Annotated in this window: 25 protein-coding genes; 2 read left to right on the forward strand and 23 right to left on the reverse strand. The window is 68.4% G+C overall.

Annotated elements, in window-relative coordinates; all coding sequences use genetic code 11:
• The 22 genes from QZ607_RS19970 to QZ607_RS20075 form a co-directional block, all read right to left on the reverse strand.
• On the reverse strand, positions 1-726 hold a 726-nt coding region (locus QZ607_RS19970; RefSeq protein ID WP_295886265.1), incomplete at its 3' end, for a glycosyltransferase family 2 protein.
• A complete protein-coding gene (locus QZ607_RS19975; RefSeq protein ID WP_295886267.1) occupies positions 723-1,781 on the reverse strand; it encodes a glycosyltransferase family 4 protein in 1,059 nt (352 codons plus the stop codon). The genes QZ607_RS19970 and QZ607_RS19975, both read right to left, overlap by 4 nt.
• A gap of 82 nt (positions 1,782-1,863) precedes the next feature.
• Positions 1,864-2,619 (reverse strand): bifunctional 2-polyprenyl-6-hydroxyphenol methylase/3-demethylubiquinol 3-O-methyltransferase UbiG, encoded by a 756-nt coding sequence (locus QZ607_RS19980; RefSeq protein WP_295886269.1) that lies wholly within the window; start codon positions 2,617-2,619, stop codon positions 1,864-1,866.
• A complete protein-coding gene (locus tag QZ607_RS19985) occupies positions 2,616-3,911 on the reverse strand; it encodes a glycosyltransferase (RefSeq protein WP_295886271.1) in 1,296 nt (431 codons plus the stop codon). The genes QZ607_RS19980 and QZ607_RS19985 overlap by 4 nt, the downstream gene beginning before the upstream one ends.
• Positions 3,912-4,457: 546 nt before the next feature.
• Positions 4,458-4,628: a hypothetical protein gene (locus tag QZ607_RS19990; protein ID WP_295886273.1), complete on the reverse strand. Its 171-nt coding sequence runs from the start codon at positions 4,626-4,628 to the stop codon at positions 4,458-4,460.
• Between the two features lie 81 nt (positions 4,629-4,709).
• Positions 4,710-5,021, reverse strand: a complete 312-nt coding sequence (locus tag QZ607_RS19995; RefSeq protein ID WP_295886275.1) for a nucleotidyltransferase domain-containing protein — start codon at positions 5,019-5,021, stop codon at positions 4,710-4,712.
• A 193-nt stretch (positions 5,022-5,214) separates the two neighbouring features.
• Entirely contained in the window at positions 5,215-6,147 is a 933-nt protein-coding gene (locus QZ607_RS20000) for an Rpn family recombination-promoting nuclease/putative transposase (RefSeq protein WP_295886277.1), read from the reverse strand.
• Positions 6,148-6,402: 255 nt separating this feature from the next.
• A complete protein-coding gene (locus QZ607_RS20005) occupies positions 6,403-6,882 on the reverse strand; it encodes a hypothetical protein (RefSeq protein ID WP_295886279.1) in 480 nt (159 codons plus the stop codon).
• The gene (locus QZ607_RS20010; protein ID WP_295886282.1) at positions 6,879-7,178 is read right to left on the reverse strand and encodes a nucleotidyltransferase domain-containing protein; all 300 of its coding nucleotides are present in this window, start codon (positions 7,176-7,178) and stop codon (positions 6,879-6,881) included. Before QZ607_RS20010 ends, QZ607_RS20005 begins: the two co-directional genes overlap by 4 nt.
• Before the next feature lie 20 nt (positions 7,179-7,198).
• A complete protein-coding gene (locus QZ607_RS20015) occupies positions 7,199-8,188 on the reverse strand; it encodes a glycosyltransferase family 2 protein (RefSeq protein WP_295886284.1) in 990 nt (329 codons plus the stop codon).
• 209 nt (positions 8,189-8,397) lie between these two features.
• Positions 8,398-10,047 carry a glycosyltransferase family 39 protein gene (locus QZ607_RS20020; RefSeq protein WP_295886286.1) on the reverse strand — a complete coding sequence of 550 codons (1,650 nt, stop codon included), beginning with the start codon at positions 10,045-10,047 and terminating at the stop codon, positions 8,398-8,400.
• Between the two features lie 293 nt (positions 10,048-10,340).
• Positions 10,341-11,459 carry a GDP-mannose 4,6-dehydratase gene (gmd, locus tag QZ607_RS20025; protein WP_295886288.1) on the reverse strand — a complete coding sequence of 373 codons (1,119 nt, stop codon included), beginning with the start codon at positions 11,457-11,459 and terminating at the stop codon, positions 10,341-10,343.
• A gap of 107 nt (positions 11,460-11,566) precedes the next feature.
• Positions 11,567-12,547 (reverse strand): GDP-L-fucose synthase, encoded by a 981-nt coding sequence (locus tag QZ607_RS20030; RefSeq protein WP_295886289.1) that lies wholly within the window; start codon positions 12,545-12,547, stop codon positions 11,567-11,569.
• Between the two features lie 59 nt (positions 12,548-12,606).
• Positions 12,607-13,158, reverse strand: a complete 552-nt coding sequence (gene rfbC, locus QZ607_RS20035; protein WP_295886291.1) for a dTDP-4-dehydrorhamnose 3,5-epimerase — start codon at positions 13,156-13,158, stop codon at positions 12,607-12,609.
• 224 nt (positions 13,159-13,382) lie between these two features.
• Positions 13,383-14,267 (reverse strand): glucose-1-phosphate thymidylyltransferase RfbA, encoded by an 885-nt coding sequence (gene rfbA / locus QZ607_RS20040; RefSeq protein WP_295886293.1) that lies wholly within the window; start codon positions 14,265-14,267, stop codon positions 13,383-13,385.
• 64 nt (positions 14,268-14,331) lie between these two features.
• The gene (gene rfbB / locus QZ607_RS20045) at positions 14,332-15,402 is read right to left on the reverse strand and encodes a dTDP-glucose 4,6-dehydratase (RefSeq protein ID WP_295886295.1); all 1,071 of its coding nucleotides are present in this window, start codon (positions 15,400-15,402) and stop codon (positions 14,332-14,334) included.
• A gap of 109 nt (positions 15,403-15,511) precedes the next feature.
• Entirely contained in the window at positions 15,512-17,746 is a 2,235-nt protein-coding gene (locus tag QZ607_RS20050; RefSeq protein ID WP_295886297.1) for a bifunctional (p)ppGpp synthetase/guanosine-3',5'-bis(diphosphate) 3'-pyrophosphohydrolase, read from the reverse strand.
• Between the two features lie 76 nt (positions 17,747-17,822).
• Positions 17,823-19,055 (reverse strand): DUF1015 family protein, encoded by a 1,233-nt coding sequence (locus tag QZ607_RS20055; RefSeq protein WP_295886298.1) that lies wholly within the window; start codon positions 19,053-19,055, stop codon positions 17,823-17,825.
• Positions 19,056-19,107: 52 nt separating this feature from the next.
• Entirely contained in the window at positions 19,108-20,313 is a 1,206-nt protein-coding gene (locus tag QZ607_RS20060; RefSeq protein WP_295886301.1) for an amino acid ABC transporter substrate-binding protein, read from the reverse strand.
• Positions 20,292-20,648 (reverse strand): DUF2782 domain-containing protein, encoded by a 357-nt coding sequence (locus QZ607_RS20065; protein ID WP_295886303.1) that lies wholly within the window; start codon positions 20,646-20,648, stop codon positions 20,292-20,294. Before QZ607_RS20065 ends, QZ607_RS20060 begins: the two co-directional genes overlap by 22 nt.
• Positions 20,649-20,914: 266 nt before the next feature.
• On the reverse strand, positions 20,915-23,446 hold the full coding sequence (locus QZ607_RS20070) for an FtsX-like permease family protein (protein WP_295886305.1): 2,532 nt from the start codon (positions 23,444-23,446) through the stop codon (positions 20,915-20,917).
• Positions 23,443-24,186, reverse strand: a complete 744-nt coding sequence (locus QZ607_RS20075) for an ABC transporter ATP-binding protein (RefSeq protein WP_295886307.1) — start codon at positions 24,184-24,186, stop codon at positions 23,443-23,445. Before QZ607_RS20075 ends, QZ607_RS20070 begins: the two co-directional genes overlap by 4 nt.
• A 52-nt stretch (positions 24,187-24,238) precedes the next feature.
• Here QZ607_RS20075 and QZ607_RS20080 point away from each other — a divergent pair, with 52 nt between their 5' ends.
• Complete coding sequence (locus QZ607_RS20080; protein WP_295886308.1) at positions 24,239-24,880, forward strand: arylesterase; 642 nt, start codon at positions 24,239-24,241, stop codon at positions 24,878-24,880.
• Between the two features lie 146 nt (positions 24,881-25,026).
• A complete protein-coding gene (locus QZ607_RS20085) occupies positions 25,027-26,154 on the forward strand; it encodes an FAD-dependent oxidoreductase (RefSeq protein ID WP_295886310.1) in 1,128 nt (375 codons plus the stop codon).
• 78 nt (positions 26,155-26,232) lie between these two features.
• Here the strand turns inward: QZ607_RS20085 and QZ607_RS20090 are convergent, their stop codons facing one another.
• Entirely contained in the window at positions 26,233-26,730 is a 498-nt protein-coding gene (locus QZ607_RS20090; protein ID WP_295886312.1) for a hypothetical protein, read from the reverse strand.
• Between the last annotated feature and the right edge of the window lie 190 nt (positions 26,731-26,920).

The following is a 26,920-nucleotide window of genomic DNA, read 5'->3' on the forward strand; positions in this document are numbered from 1 at the left end:
ATGAATCTGTTGCTCTTGGTCTAAGCGGCGGCGGACCGATGGCCAGTCCCGGCCTGTGCTCATGCCGCCGACAGACATGAATGCCAAAGTCTGGTTGATCGGGCGAAGGCTCATTCCTGCGAGGTAAGCTCGGAGAAAGTAATCGTAATCGAGTGCGTAGGACAGCGTCGTGCGAAATCCACCGAGTTTGTGGTGAGCACTCGCGTTGCAGAGCACGCCCTGGTGGAAGATTCCGGTTTTGAAGCGCATCCGCCAATCTAGTGAGCGAGAGCAGCGCCTTTCATAATTGTCGGGGCTGCCGAAGAATATGCAGAAGGCGTAAAAGTCATAGCCGGGGGCGGTCGCAATGGCCTGCAACGCTGCTTCCAATGCGGAGGGGTCTGCGAACGAATCGTCGGCGTTGAGGAAGACGTAATAATCGCCGGTGGCAGCAGTTGCGCCCTTGTTCATTGCGTCGGCGATGCCGCGGTCAGGCTCTGAGACGCAGTGGGCGAAGTGCGGGCGATAGCGGTCAAGCATGGATATGGTGTCGTCCGTTGAGCCACCGTCAATAACAATATGCTCCATATTGGGGTAGGTTTGCGCTTGGACGGAAGTGATCGTGCGCTCAATGGTGTTGCCAGCGTTGAAGGCAACCGTGATAACGCTGATTTTGGGAGTGCTGTAGTGGTGCGGGCCAGATCCCTGAGTGAACTCTGGGTGGTGTGGAGTGGTGCGATCGCTCACGTCGTTGGCTCCATGGGGACCTGTGACAGTACAGCGTTGAAGCTCTCTGCTGCCTGGGCCCAGGTCCATGGGGGGGGCAGAGGCCTGTCGGGGTTCCGCAACAGAGCGAGAGTCTGCAATGCCATGTGCTGCGCATCGTCCACGCGGTAGAGCAAGTAAGGAAAGTCGGCAAGGAAACGCCCGGCGCCTCCGATCTGAGGCGCAACAAAGGGTACCCCGCAAGCGATGTATTCCATCATTTTCTGTGGGAAGCTGAAGCGCGCGAAGTCATTGTTGGAGTAGTGGATGCAGCAGACGTCGCTCGCGCAGATGGCTTGAGGCAGGGCCTGTTGTGGGAGAAGTCCGAGGTGCTTGAGATTGTGCGCCGGTAACTGTATTTCTGGCTCCACGCCGCCGGCCAACAGAAACACCGTATCCGGCACCGCTTTCCGTATCCGATCGAAAGCTTGAAAAAGCGTTTGTGAGCCTCGCTGTTTGGTGAGTGAGCCGAAATAGCCAACAATTGGAACGTCGGCAGGCAGGCCGAGGGCGCGTCTGCAGTCCAGCTTGTCAAGTGGGCGAAAGACTGTTGGGTCGACTCCGTTGGGTACGGTGCAGATTGCCCCGACACGGTGGGCATCTTGGAGATAGTCGCTGAGCGTCTGCTCGAAGGTTACGATAACGTCGGTCTTGTGTAGGGCCTGGTAGAAGAGTGGAAGTAGCAGCGGAATTCGTGCACTGGTATAAGTTTCGAAGTTGTCGTAGATATCACAAGCGCAGCGTCGGCCGACGAGCTTGGCAAGGAGAACTGCAAGGATGCAGTAGGGCATGTCGGATGAGCCTAGGATAATCTGTATTTTATCGGAGCGGGCCTGGGCGAGCAGATGAAGGAGCATGGCACCGGCGCCGAGAATGCCGTAGCTGCGTATCGTGAAATGATCGTTGATCCGTACCCGCTCGGCGTGGCGCCATCTGTAGCTGAAGAGCACCATGTCGACGTCGAAACCGGACCGGGACAAGCGTAGGGGAAGCTCGTAGTAGCGTCCGAACCGATCCGATAGTAGGTCTTTGTGCATGTATAGGCGTTTGCTGATCCAAAGGATCGACATCGTGCGGTCACTTCTGTCTCTGGTTGTGCTGTTGCCGATCGCACCATGCTTATGATTGAGCTTGTGCGGGCTCTGGCATGGGGCTTGCGCTGAAGATTAGCGATGGCATCAGCAGGCTAAGGCGTCGCAGCGCTGCATCTGGTGTGGCCCGAAGCATGCGGGCAATCGGTCCCTGTCGCTGCGCTGCCTCCAGTCTGACGGCGGCGGGACAGATGTCCATGATGTGGAAGCCTGTTTCCGCAAACAGGGCGCGCAGTCCCTGGGGCCCGCGCGGCCAGCAGTCGTAGCGGTCGCCGCGGCCAGTCGCGCGGACGTAGCGGTCTGCCAGTCCATGCGGCAGCCAGCTGAGTGCCGGCAGATGAAAGTGTGGCTCCACTATTGCCCAGCGGTTTGGCGCGGCGAGGTAGAGCAGGCCGTCGGGGCGCAGCACCCGGCGAATCTCGCGCAAATGAACAAGCTGTGCCGGTCGCGGCCCAACATGCTCGATGACATGGTTGGAGATGACGACATCGAAACAGCCGTCGTCGAACGGTAGCCGTGCGTCTGCGACCTGCTGGAAGCGATACCCGTCGGTGACTACCCGTTCGTCGACGACGTCCACCGCGGTCACACTGCCCGCGGCGCCGACGACGCGCGACAAGGCGCGGCTGATGATGCCCGCCCCGGCGCCGACCTCGAGAACATGACAGTCGGCGAGCGGACGTATCTCCGCGATCAGCCGGTGAATCTTGCCGGCCTTGCGCTCGCGGTGGGCGATATCACCGTAGGCGTGGCTGCGCTTGAACTGTGCGTCGTCCGGGGTCATGGGACCTGACCAGGCAAGCTGGCGTCTGTGGAGCCCGAGTTGCGTCGAATCGATGCTTGGCGCTCACTGAGCAGCGAGCTGAACAGATCGGAGAAGCGTGCAGCAGTCGCTTCGCGTGAGAATTGTTGGCGGACGCGGGTCGCCGCCGCTGCGGAGAGCTGTGCCGCGAACGGCGCATCGGCGACCAGCCGCTCGATGGCCCGAGCGATTTGCCCCGGGGCGCGCTCGTCTACGAGGAGTCCGGTGTCGCCGTCGATCACGGCATCGACGATGCCACCACTGCGGGTGGCGACGACCGAGACGCCGGCGCCCATGGCTTCCAGAAACGTCAGCCCCTGGGCCTCGATCCAGCCGCCGCGCCCGGTGCGGGACGGTCCGACAAAAGCGTCGGCAGCGCGCATGTAGGCGGGGATGTCTTCGGGCGCAACCCAGCCGGTGAAGCTGGTGCAGTCGGCGATGCCAATGTCGCTTGCGATGCGCTCCATGGCCGCACGGTCCTGGCCTTCGCCGACGATCAAGGCGCGGACGTCGGGGTGGCTGCGGCGCAGCAGGCGGGTTGCCTGGAGTAGGTCTTCGACGCCCTTTTCCTCGACTACGCGGCCGACGAATAAGAGCAGTGGTCCGTTGCCGCGACGATGTGCCGCGCGGAGCTCCGCGGCGAGGGCCTGCTGGCGTGCATCGGGCGGGTTGACCGCGATGCCCATTGGGATGCGCTCAAGTCTGGGCAGTTTTTCGGCGATCTCCAGGACGGCCCGGCCCGTGGCCGAGCTGTTCACCGTCACCGCGTCGGCGCCGCGCAGGGCTGCGCGCTTGAAGTGGCCCATCAGGCGCCCGCGCAAGCCGAAGATGTCGCCGCCGTGGACGGTCAGGACGTGTGGGAGTGGCGCGACGGCGCTTGCGATGCGCCCGGCGAAGCCTTGCGGCAGAATCCAGTGAGAATGCAGGATGTCATAGCGGCGCGAGCGTAAGCGCCTGGCGATGGCGAGCGTTTCTGCGCCGACCAGGGCCGGCAGCTTGAGCTTGTTCAGGGGGTTCTTGCGCAGGTTGATCAGCGCGCCGCCCTGATAGCACACGGTCTGCGCACGCTCGGGCCAGAGATAGCGGAAGCGCTCGACGCGCACACCGCCGAGGGTTTCGCTTTGGGAGGCATCGGGCGCATGGGGTGCGAGCACGTCCACCTGCCAGCCGAGCGCCTGCAGGTCCTGCGCCAGGTGCAGCACGAACGGGGTCGTCGAGTCCCCCGCCCAGCGGGGGAAGTTGGATGTGACGCAGAGGACTCGGCCCGCGGTCATTGATCAGCACCGTCGGGCTTGTCGCGCGGGGCGGGATGTACCGGTATTTTCAGCGGCCGGAGCTGCCGAAAGCGAATGAGCCGGCGCACCGGACCTTGCGGCGGCGTCCGGTTCCGGGCCGACGCGGCCAATCACTGGGGTTCTCCCTGGGTGCTGGCGCAGGTCGGAGACCGGGCGCGGTGGCGTCAGTGCTTGCGCGAAGCAGGGTGGTTGTACGCTGGGCTGCATGGGATTGCTGCGCGCTGACGGGCAAGGTGCGTGAGCGGCTGGTCGTGGCCGCGAGCACTGGGGATTATACCTTAGGAGCGATGTGGGGGCTTTGCTGTGCGGCGGCGTTCCCGACGCGATGGGTGCTGGTGGGGCGCTGGTGATTTTGGCGCTCGGGATGAGGCTCGGACGAGGCGCGGTTGCTGTGGGCGCTGCGTCCTTGCTCCGATGGGTGCTGGCTCGCGTTCTCAAAGTCGTCGCGGCAGGGATGCCGCTCCCCCGGGGGGTGGTGGGCATCCGCGTAGTGCGGCGCTTCTACCGTGACGGCACGCTCTGGCGTCAGGACCCAGGCTCGCGGTTGGCGTAGGCCGAGACGTGGTGCCAGACCGCGAGCATGTCTTCAACGCCATCGATGAAGCGGGCCAGTGCAGCGGCCTTGAGGGACGGCGCATCGATGTATTCATGGGCCAGCTGATTGCGGAGCTCCCGCGGCGGTGAAGTGCGTTGCACGGATTTTGTTCCGTGCTTCCCTCAGCACTGCGGCATGGCGCTCGCATTCCTTTAGGGCGGCTTGGAGCGCTTGGGGGTTCGTCACAGGCGGACACCTTGCCGGCGTGCCCGGTCGTAAATGGGCGGATAGGGGCCGGCGATTGCGGGCTTGATGACGAGGTCGATCTTTTCGTCTTCGAAATCGGGCGTGGCGTGGAGCTGGGCAAGTACGCGCAGCTTGCGGTCGATGACCTCGGCGGGGTCGTCGAGGGCTGTCTCGACATAGAAGTCGAAGTCACCGCCGCGGCGTTTGTCGTCGGTGCGGGAGCCGAACAGCCATACTTGCGCATCGGCGCCGAAGTGATCGGCGACTGCCCGTTTGATCGCTTGGATTTGGAGCCTTGTCAGTCGCATGGAGTACCGGGGCGGCCCGGCCGCTGGGAAGCTCTGGGGATGTAGGAGATGCGAATCGGCGTGGCCCGACCCAGGCGCGCCGGACTTGCGGGGGTGAGGTGGACTGCGCTGCGCTTGTCCACCCTTGTCATTTGCCTGGGTAGCCATCCGTACGGTCGGGGTTGTGGTGAAGGTCTGGCGCGGCGGTGGTCGATCAACTTGCTCGGAGTGCTTTGATCTGTGCTTCCGTTAAGCCGGAAGCGGTGGCGATCTGCTCGTCGGTGAGCAGATTTATCGCAATGAGGTTACGTGCGAATTCTTCGCGAGCTTCTTCGCGAGCTTCTTCGCGGCCTTCTTTGCGGCCTTCTTCGAGTCCCTCTTTGCGGCCTTCTTCGAGTCCCTCTTTGCGGCCTTCTTCGAGTCCCTCTTTGCGGCCTTCCCGCTTCGCATCGTTGAGCAGCGAGACCTCGTCGTGCAGGGCGCGCTCGCGCACGAAGGCCAGGCGGCGCGTCTCTTCGTCGGCGCTGAGCTCGCGGAGGCGGGCCATGGCCTGTTGGACCGGCTCGTGGGTGAAGTGGGCCATGATGAGTTCCTCCTGCCAGTGTTTGAAGAAGGTGATCCAGGCGCGCAGCGGGCCGGACGTGAGACCGAGACGGTCCGCTTTCCTGAGCTCGATCAGGTTCATCTGCAGGATGTTGCCCAGCGACACGCTCGGCAGGCATTCATCGCGCATCTCGAAGCGCCAGAGCGCTTGCTGGCGCTCGGGCGCGGTGGCGGTGAACAGATCGAAGTCCAGCAGATGCAGGCCGACCGAGGCGCGCAGCTCCTGATAATCCTTGCCGGCGGTGAGCTGTCCGCCCAGGGTACGCGCCAGGTAGAACAGTCCGCGCTTGTGCCAGGCGCCGAAGCGCCGGACCTGGACCTCTACATTGTAGCAGTGCCCGGCGGCGTCCCGAGCGAGGACATCGAGGACGATGTACTTGCCGGTGAGCTCGGTAGGCTCGACGCCGGGGTTGAGGATGTGCACCGAGGCGATGTCGGGGAGGTCGGGGCGCAGGTCGTTGATCAGGGCCACCAGCAGCTCGGGGGCCTGGGCGAACAGGCGCTTGAAGACGTAGTCGTTGGTGGGGTCGAGTAGTGTGTGCATGGTCGGACGGGCCTGCGTAGTCAGGGCTTCCAGCCCTGTTTGTGTGAGGCCGGGATGGCCTGACTACGCAGTCAGCGGCTCCGGTGGTCGGCGTTATGATCAAGGCCGCTCGACCTTGATCGCTCGGATTCGAATGGCTGTCAGTCGCATCCGGCCGCTGTCCCGGCCTGACGAAACCAGGGCTGGAAGCCCTGGCTACGCGGCATCGACCAGGCGCGGGCTGGAAAAACGATCCAGGCCGTGTCTGCCAGGGCGTCAGGACCACCTTCTGCGCGCAATCTCGTCAGTCATCGCTTGGCTGGCGCCGACAAGGGCGGCGACGGCCGCGTGCGCGGCTTCGAGGGCGTCAGCGAGCACTTTGGGGTCTTCGACGTACTCGTGGATCATCTGATTGCGCAGTCGGCGGAGCTGCATCCACTGCTCACTGGACGCGATGAGGCCGAGGCGCTCTGCGCGGTCCAGCATGTCGATCTTGGGGGCGGGAGTCTCTCCGAGTGCGGACAGCAGCGTGGGCAGCAGCTTGTCGCCGAGTGTGTCCTGCAAACGGCCGAAGCGACTCACGAAGGCGTCAACGCGCTCGGCGAGGTCCGGGTCATGCTGGAGGGCGGCGGCGCGCTCGGCTGTGAACGCCGTGGCGAAAAGGCGTTCGTTGGTTTCGGTCAGGTGCTTTGCCTCCTTCGAGACCACCCGAGTCAGGAAGCGCAGGCGCTGGCGGGTGCTCTCGGGAATGGTCACAGGAGCCGGCCCTCACGCAGGGCGATGTCGTGGATCGGCAGACGACGCAGGTTGGGCGCCAACAAGACGATGTCCACGCTGCGGCCGTGCATGGAGCGCGAAATGCGGGCGGACAGGCGCGCGCTCAGGCGGGCGGGGTGCTCGACGGCCTCCGGCAGCTCGACGAGGAGATCGAGGTCACCGCCGCGGGCGTCGTCCTGGAGGCGCGAGCCGAAGACGCGCACCTTGGCGCAGGACCCAGCGATGTCATGGACGCTGTCAAGAATGGCTTGGATCTGTTCGGCGGTGAGGCGCATTGCGATCCACAGACGACCCGTTATTCCTTCTTGTGGACCGCGTCGGAGCCGAGGGTGGCATCGGTGCGGAAGTGGTCGAGCTCCATGCGGCGCACGCGCTCCAGGGTCATCTCCAACAGCTGGCGATTGAAGGAGATCAGGTCCGCGACCAGTCCGATCATGAAGGTGATGAAGCCCAGGATGATCAGTACGCTGCCCAGGAGCAGCGATTGAACATGGCCCCCGCCGCCGTCTGTGAAATAAAAGAACAGGAAACGCATGATCGGCAGTACGCCGATGATGGTGAGCAGCGCGCCGAGATAGAAGAACACCCGCAGTGGCTGGTACATGGCGTACATGCGCACCATGGTGCCCAGCGAGTTCTGGATGAAATGCGGAATGCTCTTGAACAGACGCGAGTCACGCGTCTTGGGATTGGTGCGGATCGGGACGGACTGCACCATGAGCTGGCGCTTGCCGGCCTGGATGACGGTCTCGATGGTGTAGCTGAAGGACGAGACCACGTTGATGCGGATCGCAGCCTCCCGGGAGAAGGCGCGGAAGCCGCTCACGGTGTCGGGCACCCAGATGCCGGCGAGCTTGCGGACGACGCCGCTGCCCAGGTATTGCAGAAATTTCTTGACCGGTGAGAAGTGGGGGATCTTGTTGGTCTCGCGATCACCGATGACCATGTCCGCGCGGCCTTCGAGGATCGGCTGGACGAGCTTCGGAATGTCGGCGCCGGCATATTGGTTGTCACCGTCGGTGTTGACGATGATGTCCGCGCCTCGGACCAGGCAGGCGTCCAGGCCTTTGCGAAAGGTCCGGGCGAGGCCGATGTTGCGTTTGTTGCGGACGACATGATCGACGCCGATCTCCCGAGCGACCTCGACGGTGCGGTCTCGACTGCCATCATCGATGATGAGCACCTCGACCTGATCGACGCCCTCAATGTTGCGGGGAATGTCGGCAACAGTTTGCGGCAGCGTCTGCTCTTCGTTATAGCAGGGGATTTGAACGATGAGCTTCACGGTGCTGTTTCCGCGGTGGGGGTTTGAGCCGGCGCGCTCGGTGCTGTGATCGGACGACGCCGGGCATTATAGCGCGCGGTGAGCTGATAACCGTTCGATGTGCGTGGTGGCTCAGCCGGCGGGGTTGATTCAGCCGCAGTCGAGCTTGTGGGGGCAGCATCCCCGCCGCGGCGGGCTCTGCCGGGGGTTGACTTGACCCCCACCCTCACTCACCGCGAGCCGATGTCGCGCAGCGGTATCTGCAGCGTCTGGCCGACCACGGGCAGCCTGAGCTCCAGGACGCCGCCGGTGGGCTGCGGGCGGTTGACGTGCTCGTAAACCAACAGGTCGAGGTCGTCCAGGGGCTGTCGGGTACTCGGCTCTCCGGTATCGACAGGAATGGTCTTGCGCAGCTGATAGTCGTCGGAGGCTTTCAGGTGCTCCCGCAGGACATCGTGCGCCGGCAGCTTGATGGTGTTCCGGCTCTCTACCACGATGAACTGCGGGCCGAAGCGGTCCAGCAGCTGGTCGATACCTTCCGCATCCTCGATGTGGACCTCCAGCTTGTTGCGGCCGCCGATGGATGTCGAGGTGAGCAGCTTGTCGCCGCGCAGGACCCACATGGAACGCTGTGGGTCCTGCGCGCGCATGAAGTAGGTGAAGTACCCATTGTTGTAGCCGTCGAAGAAGACGGTCGGCGATTCGCTGTGCGCGAGGACATAGGCGGCGGCCTCGTCATAGCCGGTGGCGAATTTGGGCGCCTTGGCGTAGACCTGCCAGACTTGGTAGCCGCCCACCAATGCGGCGATGACCACGAGCGCCGTGCGCAGGCGGGTGCCGGGGCGGGCGAAGCCGACGGGCATGGCCGCCAGGGCGCAGAAGGCCGGTATCCAGAAGATGGGGTAGCGGCTGTTCTGGTTGGCGATGTAGGTGAAGAGCAGGTACACGGCAAGGATCAGGCTCAGCCAGAGCCAGAGCCTGCGGTCCCGGCGCACTAGTGCCCACAGTGCGCCGAGCAGGGCCAGCGCGAGCACGGGAGGGGTCAGGTGCAGCTTATACAGGTGCTCGGGCAAGGCGAGGAGTCGGTCCGTCTGCAGCTTGGCCTGCACCGTGGCCGCCTTGCCGACACCCACCGACTGCGCCATGTGCTGGTCGGACATCCAGAGGGTGACAGCCACCAATGGCAGCACGGCAACGATGGCGAGTATGACGGTCACCCACACACGGCGCTGGCGCAGCTGTTCCAGCAGACGCAGGCTGCCGAGGGTGTAGAGCACCATCCAGAGTGCCAGCACCATGGCCGTCTGCTTGGTGTAGAGGGCGAGCACCAAAGCGGCCGCCGTCAGCGCCAGGTCGAGCGTCGTGCCGCCACTCATGTAGCGCTGAAAGAAATACAGGGTGACCAGCGCCATGGACAGCACCGGCACCTCGGCCATGGTGTACCAGCCGTACTGGGCGACGAACGGCGTCGTGACGAGAAAGAGCGTGGCGACGGCGGCCGTCAGCCAATCGAAGGTGCGGCGCAGCAACAGGTAGAAGGTGGCGCTGCCGGCGAGTGCGAAGCTGAACAGCGCGAGGCGACTGCTCCAGATCTCGACGCCCGTCACCAGGTTGAACAGGCCCTCGACGAACGGGAAGAACGGCGGCCGGTAGCCGAGGCTCAGCGCCGGATACTGCCCGAAATAATTGATGATGTAGTCGTAGGGCTCAAGGAGCGGCAGGTCGACGAGGAAGTCGCGGAAAAAGACCCCGTCCATCAGGATGCGATCGGCGTCCGGATAGCCGAGTGCGTCGTTGAAGATCTGCCGCAGGAAGGTCAGGGCGGCGATGGCCACGAGCCCGGCAATGATGGCAAGCTCAGCCAGCGGGCGCTGGGACATCATGCGCGGCTCGTTGGACGCTCGATTCATGCTCTAGCGCGAAAGCGTTCTCATGGCGGAGGACGAACATGCCGCCCATCGTGACGGAGCCTGGAGAATCCATGGCTACCTGACCACTCGGCTGGTCTTGTGGGCGGCGTCCCGCAGGCGCAGGCTACGTGGCGGTGCCGGCGTCAGAGCCCGTCAGCCCGTCTCGCCGGCTTGCGCTGGACCGGCAGGGCGACAGATTGTTCGCCAGCCGCAGTGCCGCAGCAATGATACTCTCGAACGCCACGGTGCGCAGGCGCTGGTGGCTATTCGTTGCGGTCGAGAATGCGATAGCCCTCGCGGGCGCAGAGGGCATCGCGCTCGGCCTCGGCGAGGTCACAGCGCATCATGTCCTCCACCAGCTCCGTGAAGCTCACCTGGGGCTGCCAGCCGAGCTTCTCGCGGGCCTTGGTGGGGTCGCCGAGCAGTGTCTCCACTTCCGTCGGGCGGAAGTAGCGCGGGTCCACCGAGACAATGCACTTGCCGTTGGCGGCATCGAAGCCCTTCTCTTCGACGCCCTCGCCTTCCCAGCGCATCGAGATGCCGACGGACTGGGCGGCGGCGGCCACGAAGTCGCGCACTGAGTATTGCTGGCCCGTGGCGATGACGAAATCTTCGGGCTGCTCCTGCTGCAGCATCAGCCATTGCATCAGCACATAGTCGCGGGCGTGGCCCCAGTCGCGCTTGGCATCCAGGTTGCCGAGGTAGAGTCGATCCTGAAGCCCCAGCTTGATGCGGGCCATGGCACGGGTGATCTTGCGGGTGACGAAGGTCTCGCCGCGGATGGGGCTCTCGTGGTTAAAGAGGATGCCGTTGCAGGCGTAGATGCCGTAGGCCTCACGGTAGTTCACCGTAATCCAATAGGCGTAGAGCTTGGCCACGGCGTAGGGCGAGCGCGGGTAGAAGGGCGTGGTCTCCCGCTGCGGGATCTCCTGCACCTTGCCGAACAGCTCGGATGTGGACGCCTGGTAGAAGCGTGTCTTGTCCTCAAGCCCGAGGATGCGGATGGCCTCCAGGAGCCGCAGGGTGCCGAGCGCGTCTGAATTGGCGGTGTATTCCGGCTCTTCGAAGGAGACGGCCACATGGCTCTGGGCAGCGAGGTTGTAGAGCTCGTCCGGGCGCACCTGCTGCATGATCCGGATCAGGCTGGAGGAGTCCGTGAGATCGCCGTGGTGCAGCACAAAGCGCTGGTTCGGGTCGTGCGGGTCCTGGTAGAGATGGTCGATGCGATCCGTATTGAACAGCGAGCTGCGGCGCTTGATGCCGTGCACCTCGTAGCCCTTGTCCAAGAGCAGCTCGGCGAGATAGGCGCCGTCCTGACCGGTGATGCCGGTAATTAGAGCTTTCTTCACGGGATTAGGTCTCGTTACGGAGCGTTCGATCATGTGGTGTTTGGGAGCGGCATCCTGCCGCGACGGGTAAATGCTTCTGCCCTGGAAGGTCGTCTGGCCGGGAGGCCGCTCCCACGGCAAGTCGGGTGCTCGACATCGCCTTATCGTCGCAGCTCGGCTTGATTGGCGAGGAACCAGTCATAGGCCTGGGCCAAGCCGTCGCGCAACGGAATCTCCGCCTGCCAGCCGAGCGCCTTGAGCCGGCTCACGTCCAGGAGCTTGCGCGGCGCGCCGTCGGGCTTGGATGGGTCCAGGCGGATCTCGCCCGGAAAGCCGACCACCTCGCCCACCAGCTGCGCAAGCTCCGCGATGGTGACGTCCGAGCCGGTACCGACGTTGATGTGCGAGATGCGCGGGTCGGTGTGCGCCTGATAGGTGGCCAGGTCGAGGTGCATCACGTGCAGACAGGCGGCTGCCATGTCGTCCACGTGCAGGAACTCCCGCCGCGGTGTGCCGCTGCCCCAGACCAGCATGTGATCTGAGCCGCCGATTTTGGCCTCGTGGAACTTGCGGATCAGCGCCGGGATGACATGGCTGTTGGCGAGGTCGAAGTTGTCGCCGGGCCCGTAGAGATTCGTCGGCATGACGCTGCGGAAGTCGGTGCCGTGCTGGCGGTTGTAGGACTCGCAGAGCTTGATGCCGGCGATCTTGGCGATGGCGTAGGGCTCGTTGGTGGGCTCGAGTGTGCCCGTGAGCAGGGCGTCTTCGCGCATGGGCTGCTCGGCGAGCCTTGGATAGATGCAGGAGCTGCCGAGAAACAGCAGCCGCTCCACCCCCTGCTGCCAGGCCGCATGGATGATGTTGGCCTCGATCAGGAGGTTGTCGTAGATGAAGTCTGCCGGATAGGTGTCGTTGGCGTGGATGCCGCCCACCTTGGCGGCGGCCAGATACACCCGCGCGGGGCGCTCGGCGGCGAAGAAGTCCGCCACCGCGGCCTGATTGGTCAGGTCCAGCTGCGCGTGGGTGCGGGTGAGAATGTTCCGGTGCCCGGCTGCGCGGAGCGCCCGCACCAGGGCGGCGCCCACCATGCCGCGATGGCCGGCCACGTAGACGGGGCGTTTTGGGTCGAGCTGCTCGGGCATGGAGGGCGTGACGATTGGCTGGTCGTGGTGCACCCGGAGGTTGCTGTGGCGGCGCCCGCTCAGTCCGGCAGGCGCTCGCGGGGGATGTCTCGCAGCCGGGGCGCGTCGCGATCCTTGTCGGACAGCTTCGGCTCGCCGTCCCAGGGCCAGACGATGCCGATGTCCGGGTCATCCCAGCGCACGGCGAACTGGGTTTCGGGATGATACAGGTCCGTGCACTTGTAACTGAACAGCGCCGTCTCCGACAGCACCAGGAAGCCGTGCAGGAACCCCGTCGGCACCCAGAGCTGGTGCTTGTTCTCGCTGTTCAGTCGCGCACCCGTCCAGCGCCCGAAGTGCGGCGAGCTGCGCCGCACGTCCACGGCCACGTCGAAGACCTCGCCCTTGAGCACCTGCACCAGCTTGCCCTGGCCATGCGGGTTCTGGATGTGCAGTCCGCGCAGGATGCCGCACGCCGAGAACGATTGGTTGTCCTGCACGAAGTCCGCGTCGATGCCGGCTTCCCGATAGCGCTCGCGCTGCCAGCTCTCGACGAACCAGCCGCGGTGGTCGCCGTGGATCTGGGGCTCGATGAGCAGGACGTCGGGCAATTCGGTGGGGGTGACTTTCATGTCAGGCGGGGCTGTGGATCACTGTGGCGCTGTGGCTTTCGTGGGAGCGGCATTCCTGCCGCGACCGGCGAATGCATGTGCGCTGGAAGACTGTCGCGGCCGGAGGCCGCTCCCACGTGCGCGTGCGCGTGTGGGAGCGGCATTCCTGCCGCGACCGGCTTTGGCGCAGGGGCTGTCGCGGCCGGAGGCCGCTCCCACGGGGTGCTTCGACGGGGAGGCCGGACTCACGGCTCCTGCTCCCGGTGCAGCAGGCTCAGCAGGTACTCGCCGTAACCGCTCTTACGCAGGGGCTCGGCGATGTCCATCAGCTGCCCGGCATCGATCCAGCGCTGCTGATAGGCGACTTCTTCGGGCGCGCACACCTTGAGCCCCTGGCGCTCCTCGATGGTCTCGATGAAATTGGCCGCCTGGATGAGTGACTCGTGGGTGCCCGTGTCCAGCCAGGCGGTGCCGCGCCCGAGCCGTTCCAGGCGCAGGTTGCCCTGCTCCAGGTAGCGGCGGTTGAGGTCGGTGATCTCAAGCTCACCGCGCGGTGATGGCGCAAGCTCCGCCGCCAGCCCGCAGACCTGGGCGTCATAGAAGTAGATGCCGGTGACGGCATAGTTGGACTTGGGCCGCGCGGGCTTCTCTTCGAGGCCGACGACGCTGCCGTCGCGCGCGAACTCGGCGACGCCGTAGCGCTCCGGGTCCCGCACCCAGTAGCCGAACACCGTGGCACCCTCATCCTGCGCCGCCGCGGCCTTGAGGCTGTTGATGAGCCCGTGCCCGTAGAAGATGTTGTCGCCCAGGATCAGACAGCTCGGCTGCCCTGCCACGAAGTCCCGGCCGATGATGAAGGCCTGCGCCAGTCCGCCGGGCTCCGGCTGTACGGCGTAGGCAAGCCGGATGCCCCACTGGCTGCCGTCGCCGAGCAGGGCGCGGAAGGCGGGCTCGTCCCGGGGCGTGGTGATGACGAGGATCTCCCGGATGCCTGCCATCATCAGCACCGACAGCGGGTAGTAGATCATCGGCTTGTCGTACACCGGCAGCAGCTGCTTGCTGAGCGAGAGCGTCAGCGGATGCAGCCGGGTGCCGGAGCCGCCGGCGAGGATGATGCCCTTGCGCGTCATGGTGTCACTGTCTGCTGGTCGATGCGGCTGTCGGTGTCGCTTGCTGGTTGCGCCGCCGAGCGGGTCAGGGCTGGGCGGCGGCACCAGCGCCGAGTCGCTCGCCGCGGTAGCTGCCGTCCATGACCCGTTGTACCCAGTCCTGGTTGTCCAGGTACCAGTGCAGCGTCTTCCTGAGGCCCGTCTCGAAGCTCTCCTGCGGCGTCCAGCGCAGCTCCCGCTGGAGCTTGGAGGCGTCGATGGCGTAGCGCTGGTCGTGGCCGGGGCGGTCGGTGACGAACTGCTTCAGCTGCGCGTGCGGGCGGTGCGGCGACTGGGGCAGCGCCTCGTCCAGCAGGGCGCAGAGGGTGTCCACCACCTCCATGTTGGTCTTCTCGCTGTTGCCGCCGACGTTGTAGACCTCGCCCGGCCGGCCCGCCGCCAGCACCCGGGCGATGGCCCGGCAGTGGTCTTCCACATACAGCCAGTCGCGCACATTGCTGCCGTCGCCGTAGATGGGCAGCGGCTCGCCGGCCTGGGCCTTGGCGATCATGAGCGGAATCAGCTTCTCCGGAAACTGGAAGGGGCCGTAGTTGTTGGAGCAGTTGGTGGTGAGCACCGGCAGGCCGTAGGTGTGGTGCCAGGCCCGCACCAGGTGGTCTGAGGCCGCCTTGGACGCGGAATAGGGCGAGTTGGGCGCGTAGGCCGTGGTCTCGGTGAACGCGCCGGAGGGGCCAAGCGAGCCGTAGACCTCGTCCGTGGATACGTGCAGAAAGCGGAAGCCCGCCCTGGCATCGGCGTCGAGCCCGGCCCAGTAATCTCGCGTGCAGTCGAGCAGGTTGAAGGTGCCGACGACATTGGTCTCGATGAAGGCCGCAGGGCCGTCGATGGAGCGATCCACGTGGCTCTCCGCGGCGAAGTTCACCACCGCGTCCACCTGATGCTCGCGCAGCAGCCGCGCCACCAGATCCGCATCGCCGATGTCCCCCTGTACGAAGACGTGCCGCGGGTCGTCGCGCACGCTGGCCAGGGTATCCGGATTGCCGGCGTAGGTGAGCTTGTCCAGGTTGACGATGCGGGCGTCCTGCGTGCTCAGCATGTGGAGCACGAAGTTGCCGCCGATGAATCCGGCGCCGCCGGTGACGAGGATGGTCTGCATGCCAGTGAGCCGCTGCGGGACGGGCGCCGGGCCCATGCCCTGCGCGGAAACACCGGGCATCCTACCATGCCTTGCGGGTGGGTTCAGTGCGGCTGCTCGTTGCGCGGCCTCATTGTGCGCGGCGCACGTCCAGCACGTCCGGCAGCTGCTTCAGGCGGGCAATGATCCGCTCCAGGTGGGCGGCGTCGATCACCGCAACGGTGAAGTGCATGTGGGCGATGTCGGTGGTGGCGTCGGTGCGCGTATCGCTGTCGAGCACATTGGCGTCGGCGTCCGCCAGCGCCGAGGAAATGTCCCGCAGCAGGCCCCGGCGGTCCGCCGCCGTCAGCTCGACGCCCACGGCATGGGCGCTCTCCGCCGGCTGGTCCGCCCAGGTCACGTCCACCAGCCGCGCGCGCTCCTCGGCGCTCAGCTTCAGGATCTCCCGGCAGCTGCGCCGGTGCACGATGACGCCGCGGCCGACGCTCACATAGCCCACCAGCTTGTCGTAGGGCACGGGCCGGCAGCAGGCCGCCATGTGGGTCATGAGGTCGCCCACGCCCTCCACCACCACGTCGGAGCGCCCGGCGGCCTCGCGTGGGGGTGCCGGTGCGCGCGGCGGAGGCAGGGCGTCCGGCGGCTCGCGGCGCTCCGCCCGGGGCTCGCCCACCTGCCGCGCCACCTGGCCGACGGCGAGGTCGCCGCGGCCGACGGCGGCGAGCAGGTCGTCGCCCGTCTTGAGGTTGAAGCGCTCGGCGAGCTTCTCCGGCTGCGGCGAGGCCTCGATGCCGAGGCGGGTCAGCTCCCGCTCCAGCGCGGCGCGACCCTCGGCGAGGTGGCGGTCGAAGTCCTGCTGCTTGAGCCACTGCCGCACGCGGTTGCGTGCCCGCGCGGTGACCATGTAGCCGTGGTGCGGGCTGAGCCAGTCGCGGCTCGGGTGGGCGTTCTTCTGGGTCAGGATCTCCACCGTCTCGCCGCTCCTCAGCTGGTAGGTGAGCGGCACCATGCGCCCGTCCACCCGCGCGCCGCGGCAGCGATGGCCGATTTCCGAATGGATGGCGTAGGCGAAGTCGAGCGGCGTGGCCCCCCGCGGCAGCTCCACCACCTTGGCCTGCGGTGTGAGCACATAGACGTGCGCCGAGGCCAGGTCGCCTTCCAGCGGCGCCGCGTCCCCGTCGCGCCGCGCATCGCCCGCCTGCTCCAGCCAGTGGCGCATGGACACCACGCGACGCTGGAAGTCCGGGTCGTGGCCTTTGGCCTCCTTGTAGGCCCAGTGCGCGGCGACGCCGTACTCGGCGTGCTCGTGCATGGCGTGGGTGCGGATCTGCACTTCCAGCGGCTTGTCCTCCGGACCCACGACCGCCGTGTGCAGGGACTGGTAGTTGTTGCCCTTGGGTGTGGCGATGTAGTCGTCGAACTCGGACGGGATGTGGGGCCAAAGCCCGTGCACCACGCCCAGCGCGGAGTAGCAGGCGGGCACGTCATCCACCAGGATGCGCACCGCGCGCAGATCGAAGATCTGGTCGATGTCCACGCCCTTGCGCTGCATCTTCCGCCAGATGCTGTAGATGTGCTTGGGCCGCCCCGTGACCTCGGCCCGGATGCCGGCGGCGGCGAGCTCGGCCCGCAGCGCGGCGAGCACCCGGGCGATGTAGTCCTGGCGCTCGTTGCGGCGCTCCGCCAGGGCCTTGGCGATGCGCATGTAGGTGTCCGGCTCGGCGGCGCGCAGCGCCAGGTCTTCCAGCTCCCACTTGAGCTGCCACACCCCCAGGCGGTTGGCGAGGGGGGCATAGACGCGGCGGGTGTCGTCGGCGATTTCCAGCCGGCGCTCGGCGTCCAGGTGCTTGGTCCGGCGCAGCAGGTGCAGGCGGTCGGCGAGCACTAGCAGCACCACGCGCACGTCCTCGGCGACGCCCAGCAGCATGCGCCGCAGGTTCTCTTCCCGCGCCAGGCGGTTGCGCGCGGCGCGCTTGCCGCCCTCGGCCACGTACTCGACACGGGTCAGCTGCTCGATGCGGGCGAGATCGGCGGTCATGCGCGCCACACCGGGGCCGAAGGTTTCGGCGAGCGCCGCGGCCCCGGGGTCCCTGTGGTCCGGGCAGCCCTGCAGCAGGGCCGCGCACAGGGTGTCCGCGTCCATGCGCAGCCCGAACAGGATATCCGCCGCCGCCAGGCGGTGGCGCACGGCGCTTTCGCCGGTTTCGAGCACGGCGTCGCCGTGGCAGTCGAGCAGCAGCTCACAGGCCGCCTCGAGGCGGCGTCTGCCTGCCGCGTCGTAGCGTGCCCCGATCCGCGCGAGCCAGTGGCGCACGGCGGCGGCATCGTCCTCGACGCGCTCCGGAAGGTTGGTGGTGGTCTGCACCATGGCTGGGGGGATGGGAGCGGGGACCGGGTCGCCGCCCAGCAGGACGGGCGCCGGGCGCCGCCGGCCGCGCCGGCAGCTAGTCCAGCACCAGGCTCACCAGCCCGTCGGCGAGCTTCGGCTCGAACCAGGTGGACTTGGGCGGCATGATGGCGCCGGCATCCGCCACCGCCAACAGCTCGTCGATGCCGGTGGCGGGCAGTGCCAGGGCCAGCGCCGCGCGGCCCGCGTCCACGGGGGCCAAGAGCCCCGCCAGGCCGCGGCTGCCACCGACGAAGTCGATGCGCGGGTCCCGGCGCGGGTCTGTGATGCCGAGCACGGGCGCCACCAGGTGCTCGTGCAGCAGGCTCACGGCAAGGCGTGCCACCGGGTCATCCGATTGCCGCAGCAGCGTCTCATGCAGCTTGAGCCGCCACCAGCGGCCGTCGCAGTAAAGCCCGAATTCGTCGCGCACCGCAGGCTGCACCGGCGCCGGCGCAGTCGTGACCTCGAAGCGCTCGCGGGCGCGCTCCAGCAGCCAGGCGCAGTCGTGCCCGTCCAGGTCGCGGACGATGCGGTTGTAGGGCAGGATGCGCAGCTCGTCGTCGGGAAAGGTGACGGCGAGGAAGCGGGCGTGCCCGGTCTCGCCGCGCTCGGCTGCCACCCGCGCCGCCGCGGCGGAGCGATGGTGGCCGTCGGCGACGTAGAGCGCGGGCTGGGCCTCGCAGGCGGCGGTCAGCGCCGCGATCTGCGCCGCATCGGCGATGACCCAGAGCCGGTGGCGAACGCCGTCGCCATCCTGCACATCCGCGGCGGGCGGGCCCGACGCGCACACGCCGGCCAGCAGCGCCCGCAGCCGGGGCGCCGACCGGTGCACCAGAAACACCGGGCCGGTCTGTGCATCCAGCGCTGCAATCTGCCGCACCCGGTCGTCCTCTTTGGCGGGGCGGGTCAGCTCGTGCTTGCGGATACGCCCGTCGAGGTAGGCCGCGACCGAGGCGCCGGCCACCAGGCCCGTCTGGCTGCGGCCGGCGGCGTCCAGTCGGTAGGCGTAGAAGCAGGGGGCCGGGTCCTGCTGCAGCACGCCCGCGTCGCGCAGTGCGTCCAGGTTGGCGCGCGCCCGGGCATAGACCTCCGGTGCGTAGGCATCGGTGCCCGCCGGCAGGTCCACCTCGGCCCGCGAGATATGCAGGAAGCTGTGTGGGCGGCCGTCCACCAGCTGTCGGGCCTCGTCGGTGTCCACCACGTCGTAGGGCGGCGCGATGACCTCTGCGGCGCGGCCAGGGGCCGGGCGCAGGGCTGCAAAGGGGGCAAGCAAGGGTTGGTGGGCCATGAATGTCGTTCCGGCCGCGGTGTGTGGCGGCCTCAGGCGCGCGTGCGGGGGCTCAGCGCGCGGGCGGGGCGTACATGAGGCCGCCGTCGGACCAGAGCGCGTTCAGCCCCCGCTTGATGCCGAGGCCCGAGGCCGGCCCCAGGTTGCGCTCGAACAGCTCGCCGTAGTTGCCCACGGCGCGGATGACGCGATAGCCCCAGGCGGGGTCGATGCCGAGGACGTTGGAGGTGGTGCCGTCCAGGTCCAGCAGGGCGCGGACGCGGTCGCTCTGGGCCCGGTTCTTCGCGGCGACGACATTGGTCGCGTCGATGCCGAGCTCCTCCGCCTCGATGAGCGTGAACAGGGTCCAGCGCACCAGGTCGAGCCAGCGCTCGTCGCCGGCGCGCACGGCGGGACTGAGCGGCTCCTTGGAAATCACCTCCGGCAGGATGCGCTGGGCGGCCGGGTCCGGCAGTGTCCCGCGCAGCGCGTGCAGCTGGGAGCGGTCCGTGGTCAGGGTGTCGCACTTGCCGTCCAGGTAGGCGGCGGCGGCCGTTTCCAGGTCCGGATGCACAATCAGCTCCAGCGCCATGCGGTGGCGGGTGAACCAGCGCTTGGCGTTATCGACGCTGGTGGTGCCGGAGATGGCGCAGACCTTGCTGCGGTCCAGCTCCAGGGCGCTCAGGGTGTCGGTCTTGCGCGGCACCATGAAGCCCTGGCCGTCGTAGTAGAGCACGCCGGCGAAGCTCACGCGTTCGGTGATGTCGCGCTGCCCGGTCCAGGTGGTGTTGCGGGCCAGCAGGTCCACGCTGCCGCTGCGCAGGGCGCCGAAGCGCTCGTCCGGTGTGAGCGCCACCAGCTCCACGGCGTCGGCATCGTCCAGCACGGCGGCGGCGACGGCACGGCAGAAATCCACGTCCAGGCCGCTCCAGCGCCCGTCGGCGTCGCGGTGGGAGAGGCCCGGGACCTCGCCGTTGACGCCGCACTTGAGCATGTTGCGCTCGCGCACCTCGGCGACGGTGTCGGCGACTGCGGTGCCCGCGGTGGCCGCCCACAGCAGCAGGGCGCCGCATGCGGCGATGAGGCGCGTGCCGCGTCCGGCGGGGATGGCGATGGGGTTCATGCGCTGTCCTCTTGTGGTGGCGGCGCCGTCGCGCGGGGCCGTGCGGCGCACTGGGGCACCCGGTGTCGGCTGGGGGCTGCCTGGCGGGGCTGCCTGGAGGCGCCTGGGAATGGCGATGGCGGCATCCCGGCGGCTCACCAGCTCATCAGCGTCCATTGCGGCACCCGTGTGCTCAGGCCCGCTGCGTTGCGGCGCCATTCCATGTCGCCGGAGCCGTCCTCGTCCACCAGGTAGTAGGGCGCGCCGGCGGTGGGCGTGATCTTCAGCATGTAGGTGTTGTTGTTGACGCTGAAGCGCTCCACCGTGCGGTTATCGTACTCCTCGATGGTCACCGCCGGCTGGATGTCCGCCGCGGTCACGCGCAGGTCCAGGTCCCGCAGGTCCGTGCGCGCGGCGGCTCCCCCCGTCTGCGCGGCAACGCCGCCCGTCACGACCAGCAGAGCGCCGAGCAGCAGCGTGGCGGGCGGATGGAGCGGCTGAGCGACGGGCATGGTGCGGCGGCGGACTCGGTGGCGGAGCGGGCGCATGATAGCAAGCCGGGGCGCGGGTCTCACTTTTCGCTGCCCGCAGCGACCGCGCCGGCTGGCCGGCGGAGGTGTGGGAGGACCTGGTGCTCCTGCGGCAGATCCACGAGCGCGTCCACGGGCGCCGTCCGCCGGGCGTCGAGCCCTGGAAGCGCTGCATTCTGCACGTCTGAGGTGCGGGCGGCGCGCCCCCACCGCGCAACTGCGGGGGCGGGCCACGCGGGCCGACGCCGTCAGCCCGCCCCGCGCAGGGCCGCCAGCGGCGGGCGCACCAGCGCGCGATAGGTGCCGAGCGTGCCGGCGAGGCCGATGGCCGCACCGCTGCCGAGCACGCCGAAGACCCAAAGCCACGGGTTGGGGGCGAAGGGCAGGTCGAACAGCTGGCGGGCCAGCACGAAGCCCGTGATCTGCGCAAAGATGGATGCGGTGAGCCCCGCCAGCAGCCCGGCGGCGGTGAACTCCACCAGCAGCCCGCGCAGCAGCTGCCGGCGGTTGGCGCCCAGGGTGCGCAGCACGCCGTGCTCGGCCCGGCGCACGGCGAGGCTCGCCTGGATGCCCGCATACATCACCAGGAGCCCAGCCGCCAGCGTGAACAGGAAGACGTATTCCACCGCATGGATGCCCTGCTCGATGATGCCGCGCACCTGTGCCAGCAGTGCGCCCACGTCGATGAGGGTCACGCTCGGGAAGGCCCGCAGCAGCTCCGGCACCAGCGCCTCCCGCGATGCCGGCAGGTAGAAGCTGGTGATGTAGGTGGCGGGCTGCTCCGCGAGCAGCCCCGGCGTGCCGATGACGAAGAAGTTGACGTTGAAGCTGTCCCACTGCACCTGCCGCAGGCTGGTGACGGGGGCGCTCACCGTCTGCCCCGCCACCTGGAAGCGCAGTCTGTCCCCCAAGCGGATGCCGAGCGTCTCGGCAATGCCTTCCTCCACCGAGAACTGCCCGGGCGCGGGCGCCGTCTGCCCGGCGCCACTCCACCAGCGCCCGGCGATGATGCTGTTGTCGGCCTGCAGCGCCGTGGCATAGCTCAGGTTGAACTCCCGGGCTGCGAGGCGCTCGGCACGCGGGTCTTCGTAGTCGTCCGGCTCGATGTCGCGCGCGCCGATGCCCGTGAGCCGGCCGCGGATCATGGGGAAGATACCCGCGCCGTCGATGTCGTGGTCAGCCAGCCAGTCCGCGAGGGCGTCGCGCTCGTGGGGCTGGATGTTGATCAGGAAGCGGTTCGGCGCCCCCTCCGGCAGTGTCTCCTGCCAGCTGCGCAGCAGGTCCACCCGCACCACCGCCAGCAGCAGCAGCGCCAGGATGCCGAGGCCGAAGCCCGTGATCTGCAGGATGGCCGCCGCCGGCCGGCGCGCCAGCCCGGCGAGCCCGAGCCGCCAGATGCCGCGGGTGCGGGCCGCCGCCAGACCTGCGAGCCAGACCATGACCGCGCCCAGGGTCACCAGCGCCGCCACGGCGGCGACGACGCCGAGCAGCAGCTTCCAGGCCAGCTCCACATCCCCGGCCTGCCACAGGATCATCAAGGCCAGCGCAGCGGCGGCGCCGAGCCCGGCGAAGGCCACCGACACCCGCGGCGGCCCCAGGTCCCGGCGCAGGACCCGCAGCGGCGGCACGTCCGCCAGCTGCAGCAGCGGCGGCAGCGCGAAGCCCGCCAGGGCCACCAGACCGGTGCCGATGCCGACGAAAACCGGCTGGATGGAGGCGGCGGGCAGGGGGCCTTCGACCCAATCCGCCAACAGCAGCGCGAGTCCGCGCTGGCCGAGCCAGCCCAGCAGGCAGCCGGCGAGGCTCGCCAGGAGCCCGAAGCTCAGGAGCCGGATGGCGAAGATGCGGGTCAGCAGATGACGCGGCGCACCCAGGCAGCGCATCACCGCCACGGCGTCGGTCTGGCGGTCCACCAGCCGGCGGCTTGCGAGCGCGATGGCCGCCCCGGCCACCAGCAGCGTGGTCAGCGCCGCCAGGTGCAGGAAGCGCGAGGCCCGGTCCACCGCGGTGGCGAATTCCGGGCGGGCCTCCCGGGCGTCGATGAGCCCGGCGCTGGCCGGCAGCCGCGGCTCGGCCCATGCCGCGAAGTCCGCCACGGCATCCCGCGGCCCCGCCACCAGCAGGCGATGGCGCACCCGGCTCGCCGCTGTCACCAGGCCCGTGGCCGGCAGCGCGTCCATGTGGATCATCACCCGCGGGGCGATCTGGAAGAAGTTTCCGCCCCGGTCCGGCTCGTAGGCGATGAGCCGGTCTGCCGTGAAGGTCGCCTCGCCGAGGTCGATGCGGGCGCCCGGGTCGGCGCCGAGCACGTACAGCAAGCGCGGCTCCACCCAGGCGACGCCGTCGCCCGGCGGACCGGGGGCGGGCTGCTCGGCGGCGTCGATGTCCGCCTTGAGGCGCATTTCGCCGCGCAGGGGATAAGCGTCGTCCACCGCCTTCACCTGCACCAGCTGGGTGTCGTCGCCGGCGAGCACCACGCTGCGGAAGGTCAGGGTGCGGGCGACCTCAAGGCCGCGGGCGGCGGCCGCATCGGCGAAGCTCGGCGGGATGGGCCGCGATGAATCGATGGCCAGATCAGCGGCGATGAGCTCGCCGCCCTGGCGCTGCATGGTGCGCTCGATGCGGTCGGTGAAGAACCCGACGGCGGTGATGGCGGCCACCGTCAGCACCAGGGCCGCAGCGAGGAGGTAGAGCTCGCCGCTGCGCCAGTCGCGCCGCAGCAGCCGCAGCGCGAGGCGCCAGGGAGCGGCGGCGGGCATGCGTGCTTTGCCGGCACTCATGGCAGCACCTCCAGGTGGCCGTCGCGCATGCCGAGGCGGCGGTCACAGCGCGCGGCGAGGGCCTCGTCGTGGGTCACCAGCACCAGGGCGGCGCCGGCGTCCGCGCGCAGCGCAAACAGCAGATCGATGATCCGCTGCCCGGTGGCGAGGTCCAGGTTGCCCGTGGGCTCGTCCGCGAACAGGATCCGCGGCCCCGGGGCGAAGGCGCGGGCGATGGCCACGCGCTGCTGCTCGCCGCCGGAGAGCTGGCGCGGATAGTGGCCGGCGCGGGCGCTGAGACCCACGCGCTCCAGCGCCTCGCGCGCCACCGCGGTGGCGTCCGCCCCCTGCATGCCCGTGTCCGGTCGCACGCCGCCGTTGCCGCGGGCTGCCGTCTGCTCGCCGGCGGCGGCGAGCTCCAGCGGCAGGGAGACGTTCTCCAGCGCGGTCAGGGTGGGCAGCAGCTGGAAGTTCTGGAAGACGAAGCCGACGCGCCCGCCGCGCAGGGCGGCACGGCCGTCCTCGTCCAGTGTGGACAGGCGGGTGCCGCACAGCTCCACCTCGCCGCCGCTCGGGGCGTCCAGCCCCGCGAGCAGGCCGAGCAGCGTGGACTTGCCGCTGCCGGAGGCGCCGACGATGGCCACGGCCTCGCCGGCGGCGACCCGCAGCGAGAGTCCGTGCAGGATGGTCAGGCGACCGCCGGGGCCGCTAACATGTTTGGCCAGCCCATCGGCACGGCACAGGATTTCTGGGGTATTCATGCGGTCTCCTTGCGTAAGCTGTGCGCCCCTGTGGCGCGCGCTGCTTGTGATCATGGCGCTGCTAGCGGCGACACCGGGCCTGGCACCGGCGGACACCGTACCGACCGGCGCCGGCGGCCCGCGCGTCCTGGTGCTGGGGGACAGCCTGAGCGCGGGCTTCGGGATTGCGCTGGACCAAGGCTGGGTCGGCCTGCTCGGGCAGCGCATGGTCGCACAGGGCCTGCCGCATCAGGTGATCAACGCCAGCATCTCCGGCGACACCACCGCGGGCGGGCGCTCGCGGCTGCCGGCGCTGCTCGCCGAGCACAACCCGGCGGTGGTGGTCATCGAGCTCGGCGCCAACGACGGCCTGCGCGGCTTTCCGCCCAAGCGCATCGCCGCGGCGCTGTCGGCCATGGTGCGGGAGGCCCGGGCCGCCGGTGCGCGGGTGCTGCTCATCGGTGTGCGTCTGCCGCCCAACTACGGCAGCGCCTATGCAGAACAGTTCCAGGGGCTCTACGACGAGGTGGCCGCGGCCACCGGCGCGGCGCTGGTGCCGCGGCTGCTCGACGGTGTGGCCGAAGACCGCGGTTTGATGCAGGCGGACGGCCTGCATCCCACCGCCGCTGCGCAGCCGCGGCTGCTCGACAACGTCTGGCCCGTGCTGCTGCCGCTGCTGCGGGAGACGCTGCCGGCCGCGGCGGACGCCGGCTGAAGCAGCCCTGGCGTCCCGGCCGCTCGGGCCTGCACGAGCCCGGCGCCGCTCACCAGGGCGCTGGCCGGACATCGGTTTACACGGGCGGCAGGCACGTCCACATCCGCGCCCATTCATCCGGCGCTAAGCTTTTAGGAGATTGTCCCATGCCACGCGTCAGCATCGTCGGTTCCGGCTTCGGGGCGCTCACCGCCGTCTCGTCCCTGCGCGAGGCGGATCCGAGCCTAGACATTACGGTGGTGAGCCCCAAGCCCGAGCTCATTTACTACCCCGGCCTCATCTGGGTGCCGTGCGGCCTGCGCAATGGTGAGGACCTGCGCATCGACCTGGTGCCCTTCTTCCGGCGCATGCAGGTGACCCATCGTGCCGCGGCGGCCACGGGCCTCAGCGCCGACGGCCGCACCCTGCACACCAGCGACGGCGACATCGAGAACGACGGCCTGATCATCGCGAGCGGTGGGCGCTTCATCAAGAAGCTGCCCGGCATCGAGCACGCCATCACCCCCTGCGAAGGCATCGCCGCCGCCGAAGCCATCCGCGATCGCATCAAGGCCTTAGACGGCGGCACCGTCGCCATGGGCTTCGCGGGCAACCCCAAGGAGCCGGCCTCCATGCGCGGCGGGCCCATTTTCGAGTTCCTGTTCGGGCTCGACCGCCAGCTGCGCCGCGAGGGCCGCCGCGAGCGCTTCCGCATCGTCTTCTTCACGCCCGCCGAGCGACCCGGCAACCGGCTCGGCCCCAAGGCCGTGGACAAGCTGCTCGGGGAGATGCAGAAGGTCGGCATCGAGACCCACCTTGGCCACAAGCTGAAGGGCTTCACCGCCGACAAGGTCACGACCGAGGGCGGGGAATTCGCCGCCGACCTGATCGTCTTCATGCCGGGCATGACCGGCAACCAGTGGTTCGACGACACCGAGCTGCCGCGCTCGCCGGGCGGGCTGATCCAGGCCGACGCCCATTGCAGGGTGCCGGGCACCGAGCGCGTCTACGTTGCCGGTGACTCCGGCAGCTTTCCGGGCCCGGAATGGATGCCAAAGCAGGCGCACATGGCGGACCTGCAGGCCAAGGCCGCCGCGAAGAACCTGGTGGCGGAGCTCAGGGGCGAGCCGGCGACGGCCACCTTCGACGTGGAGCTCCTCTGCATCGTCGATGCCAACGACCGCGGCATGGTGGTCTGGCGCACCGAGAAGCGGAACTGGATACTGCCCAACTCCGTGGCCTTCCACTGGCTGAAGCGGGGCTTCGAGTGGTGGTATCTCCGGCAGTATCGTTGATGAAAGGGGCGAGGGGCGGGGGGGCGAGGGGCGGCCGGCCCCAGCACCTGGTGGCGCTTCGCTGCTCGGCCCTGGATGTCAGAAAACAGGCCGCTCGCCGTATTTGCGCCGGAGGTCCTTCGCCGCGGCTGACGCGGCATCGACGATGGCGCTGGTCCGGCCGCGGCGCTTGCCGCGGTAGACCTGGTCCAGGCCCACGGCGCCCGTGCTCTTGCGCTGCGCGCGCAGCCGCAAATCCACGCGGTTCAGGCCGCCGCTGTAGCGCTCCACGCTCACCACGCTCGGGTCGATGATCACCTCCGCCTCGTTGCTCTCGCCGCGTGCGGACAGCGGTATCACGGTGGCGAAGGCATCGGATTCGCCGATGACCCGCACGACTTCCCGCTGCAGCCAGTTGCGGTCCGTCGCCGAGGCGCCGGCGAACTGCACCGGCGATACCGCCGCCGCCAGGGGGCCGCGATAGGCCTCGTCATCGGCGATGGCGACCACCGCAGGCCCGCCGCCGGACGAGCCGCAGCCGGACAGCGCGGCGACGGCCGCCGCGGCCAGAAACGCATAAAGCAGTGCCCGCAGCATCGAGATGACCTCCCCCCGGGGTCTGGTGTGTTCTGGGGCCACGCACGGCTCGCGCAGCCCGGCCGACGCGGCATTGTCGCGTCAGGCGGCGTTTCTGGCCAGCGCCGGCGCCGGCGGGTTCCGGGCATGCGCCGGCACAAAGACGCCGAGCCGGTTGATCCACCGGGCAGAACAGCGCACAATGGCCGGC

It is taken from the genome of uncultured Thiohalocapsa sp. (assembly GCF_913063425.1).
GTDB lineage: Bacteria > Pseudomonadota > Gammaproteobacteria > Chromatiales > Chromatiaceae > Thiohalocapsa.

What these genes read in the sequence shown, in the direction of transcription:
- QZ607_RS19975 (WP_295886267.1), bottom strand. Translation starts at nt 1,781, where the DNA reads ATGCACAAAGACCTACTATCGGATCGGTTCGGACGCTACTACGAGCTT.
- QZ607_RS19980 (WP_295886269.1), bottom strand. Translation starts at nt 2,619, where the DNA reads ATGACCCCGGACGACGCACAGTTCAAGCGCAGCCACGCCTACGGTGAT.
- QZ607_RS19985 (WP_295886271.1), bottom strand. Translation starts at nt 3,911, where the DNA reads ATGACCGCGGGCCGAGTCCTCTGCGTCACATCCAACTTCCCCCGCTGG.
- QZ607_RS19995 (WP_295886275.1), bottom strand. Translation starts at nt 5,021, where the DNA reads ATGCGACTGACAAGGCTCCAAATCCAAGCGATCAAACGGGCAGTCGCC.
- QZ607_RS20000 (WP_295886277.1), bottom strand. Translation starts at nt 6,147, where the DNA reads ATGCACACACTACTCGACCCCACCAACGACTACGTCTTCAAGCGCCTG.
- QZ607_RS20010 (WP_295886282.1), bottom strand. Translation starts at nt 7,178, where the DNA reads ATGCGCCTCACCGCCGAACAGATCCAAGCCATTCTTGACAGCGTCCAT.
- QZ607_RS20020 (WP_295886286.1), bottom strand. Translation starts at nt 10,047, where the DNA reads ATGTCCCAGCGCCCGCTGGCTGAGCTTGCCATCATTGCCGGGCTCGTG.
- gmd (WP_295886288.1), bottom strand. Translation starts at nt 11,459, where the DNA reads ATGATCGAACGCTCCGTAACGAGACCTAATCCCGTGAAGAAAGCTCTA.
- QZ607_RS20030 (WP_295886289.1), bottom strand. Translation starts at nt 12,547, where the DNA reads ATGCCCGAGCAGCTCGACCCAAAACGCCCCGTCTACGTGGCCGGCCAT.
- rfbC (WP_295886291.1), bottom strand. Translation starts at nt 13,158, where the DNA reads ATGAAAGTCACCCCCACCGAATTGCCCGACGTCCTGCTCATCGAGCCC.
- rfbA (WP_295886293.1), bottom strand. Translation starts at nt 14,267, where the DNA reads ATGACGCGCAAGGGCATCATCCTCGCCGGCGGCTCCGGCACCCGGCTG.
- rfbB (WP_295886295.1), bottom strand. Translation starts at nt 15,402, where the DNA reads ATGCAGACCATCCTCGTCACCGGCGGCGCCGGATTCATCGGCGGCAAC.
- QZ607_RS20050 (WP_295886297.1), bottom strand. Translation starts at nt 17,746, where the DNA reads ATGGTGCAGACCACCACCAACCTTCCGGAGCGCGTCGAGGACGATGCC.
- QZ607_RS20055 (WP_295886298.1), bottom strand. Translation starts at nt 19,055, where the DNA reads ATGGCCCACCAACCCTTGCTTGCCCCCTTTGCAGCCCTGCGCCCGGCC.
- QZ607_RS20060 (WP_295886301.1), bottom strand. Translation starts at nt 20,313, where the DNA reads ATGGACGCTGATGAGCTGGTGAGCCGCCGGGATGCCGCCATCGCCATT.
- QZ607_RS20065 (WP_295886303.1), bottom strand. Translation starts at nt 20,648, where the DNA reads ATGCCCGTCGCTCAGCCGCTCCATCCGCCCGCCACGCTGCTGCTCGGC.
- QZ607_RS20070 (WP_295886305.1), bottom strand. Translation starts at nt 23,446, where the DNA reads ATGAGTGCCGGCAAAGCACGCATGCCCGCCGCCGCTCCCTGGCGCCTC.
- QZ607_RS20075 (WP_295886307.1), bottom strand. Translation starts at nt 24,186, where the DNA reads ATGAATACCCCAGAAATCCTGTGCCGTGCCGATGGGCTGGCCAAACAT.
- QZ607_RS20080 (WP_295886308.1), top strand. Translation starts at nt 24,239, where the DNA reads ATGGCGCTGCTAGCGGCGACACCGGGCCTGGCACCGGCGGACACCGTA.
- QZ607_RS20085 (WP_295886310.1), top strand. Translation starts at nt 25,027, where the DNA reads ATGCCACGCGTCAGCATCGTCGGTTCCGGCTTCGGGGCGCTCACCGCC.
- QZ607_RS20090 (WP_295886312.1), bottom strand. Translation starts at nt 26,730, where the DNA reads ATGCTGCGGGCACTGCTTTATGCGTTTCTGGCCGCGGCGGCCGTCGCC.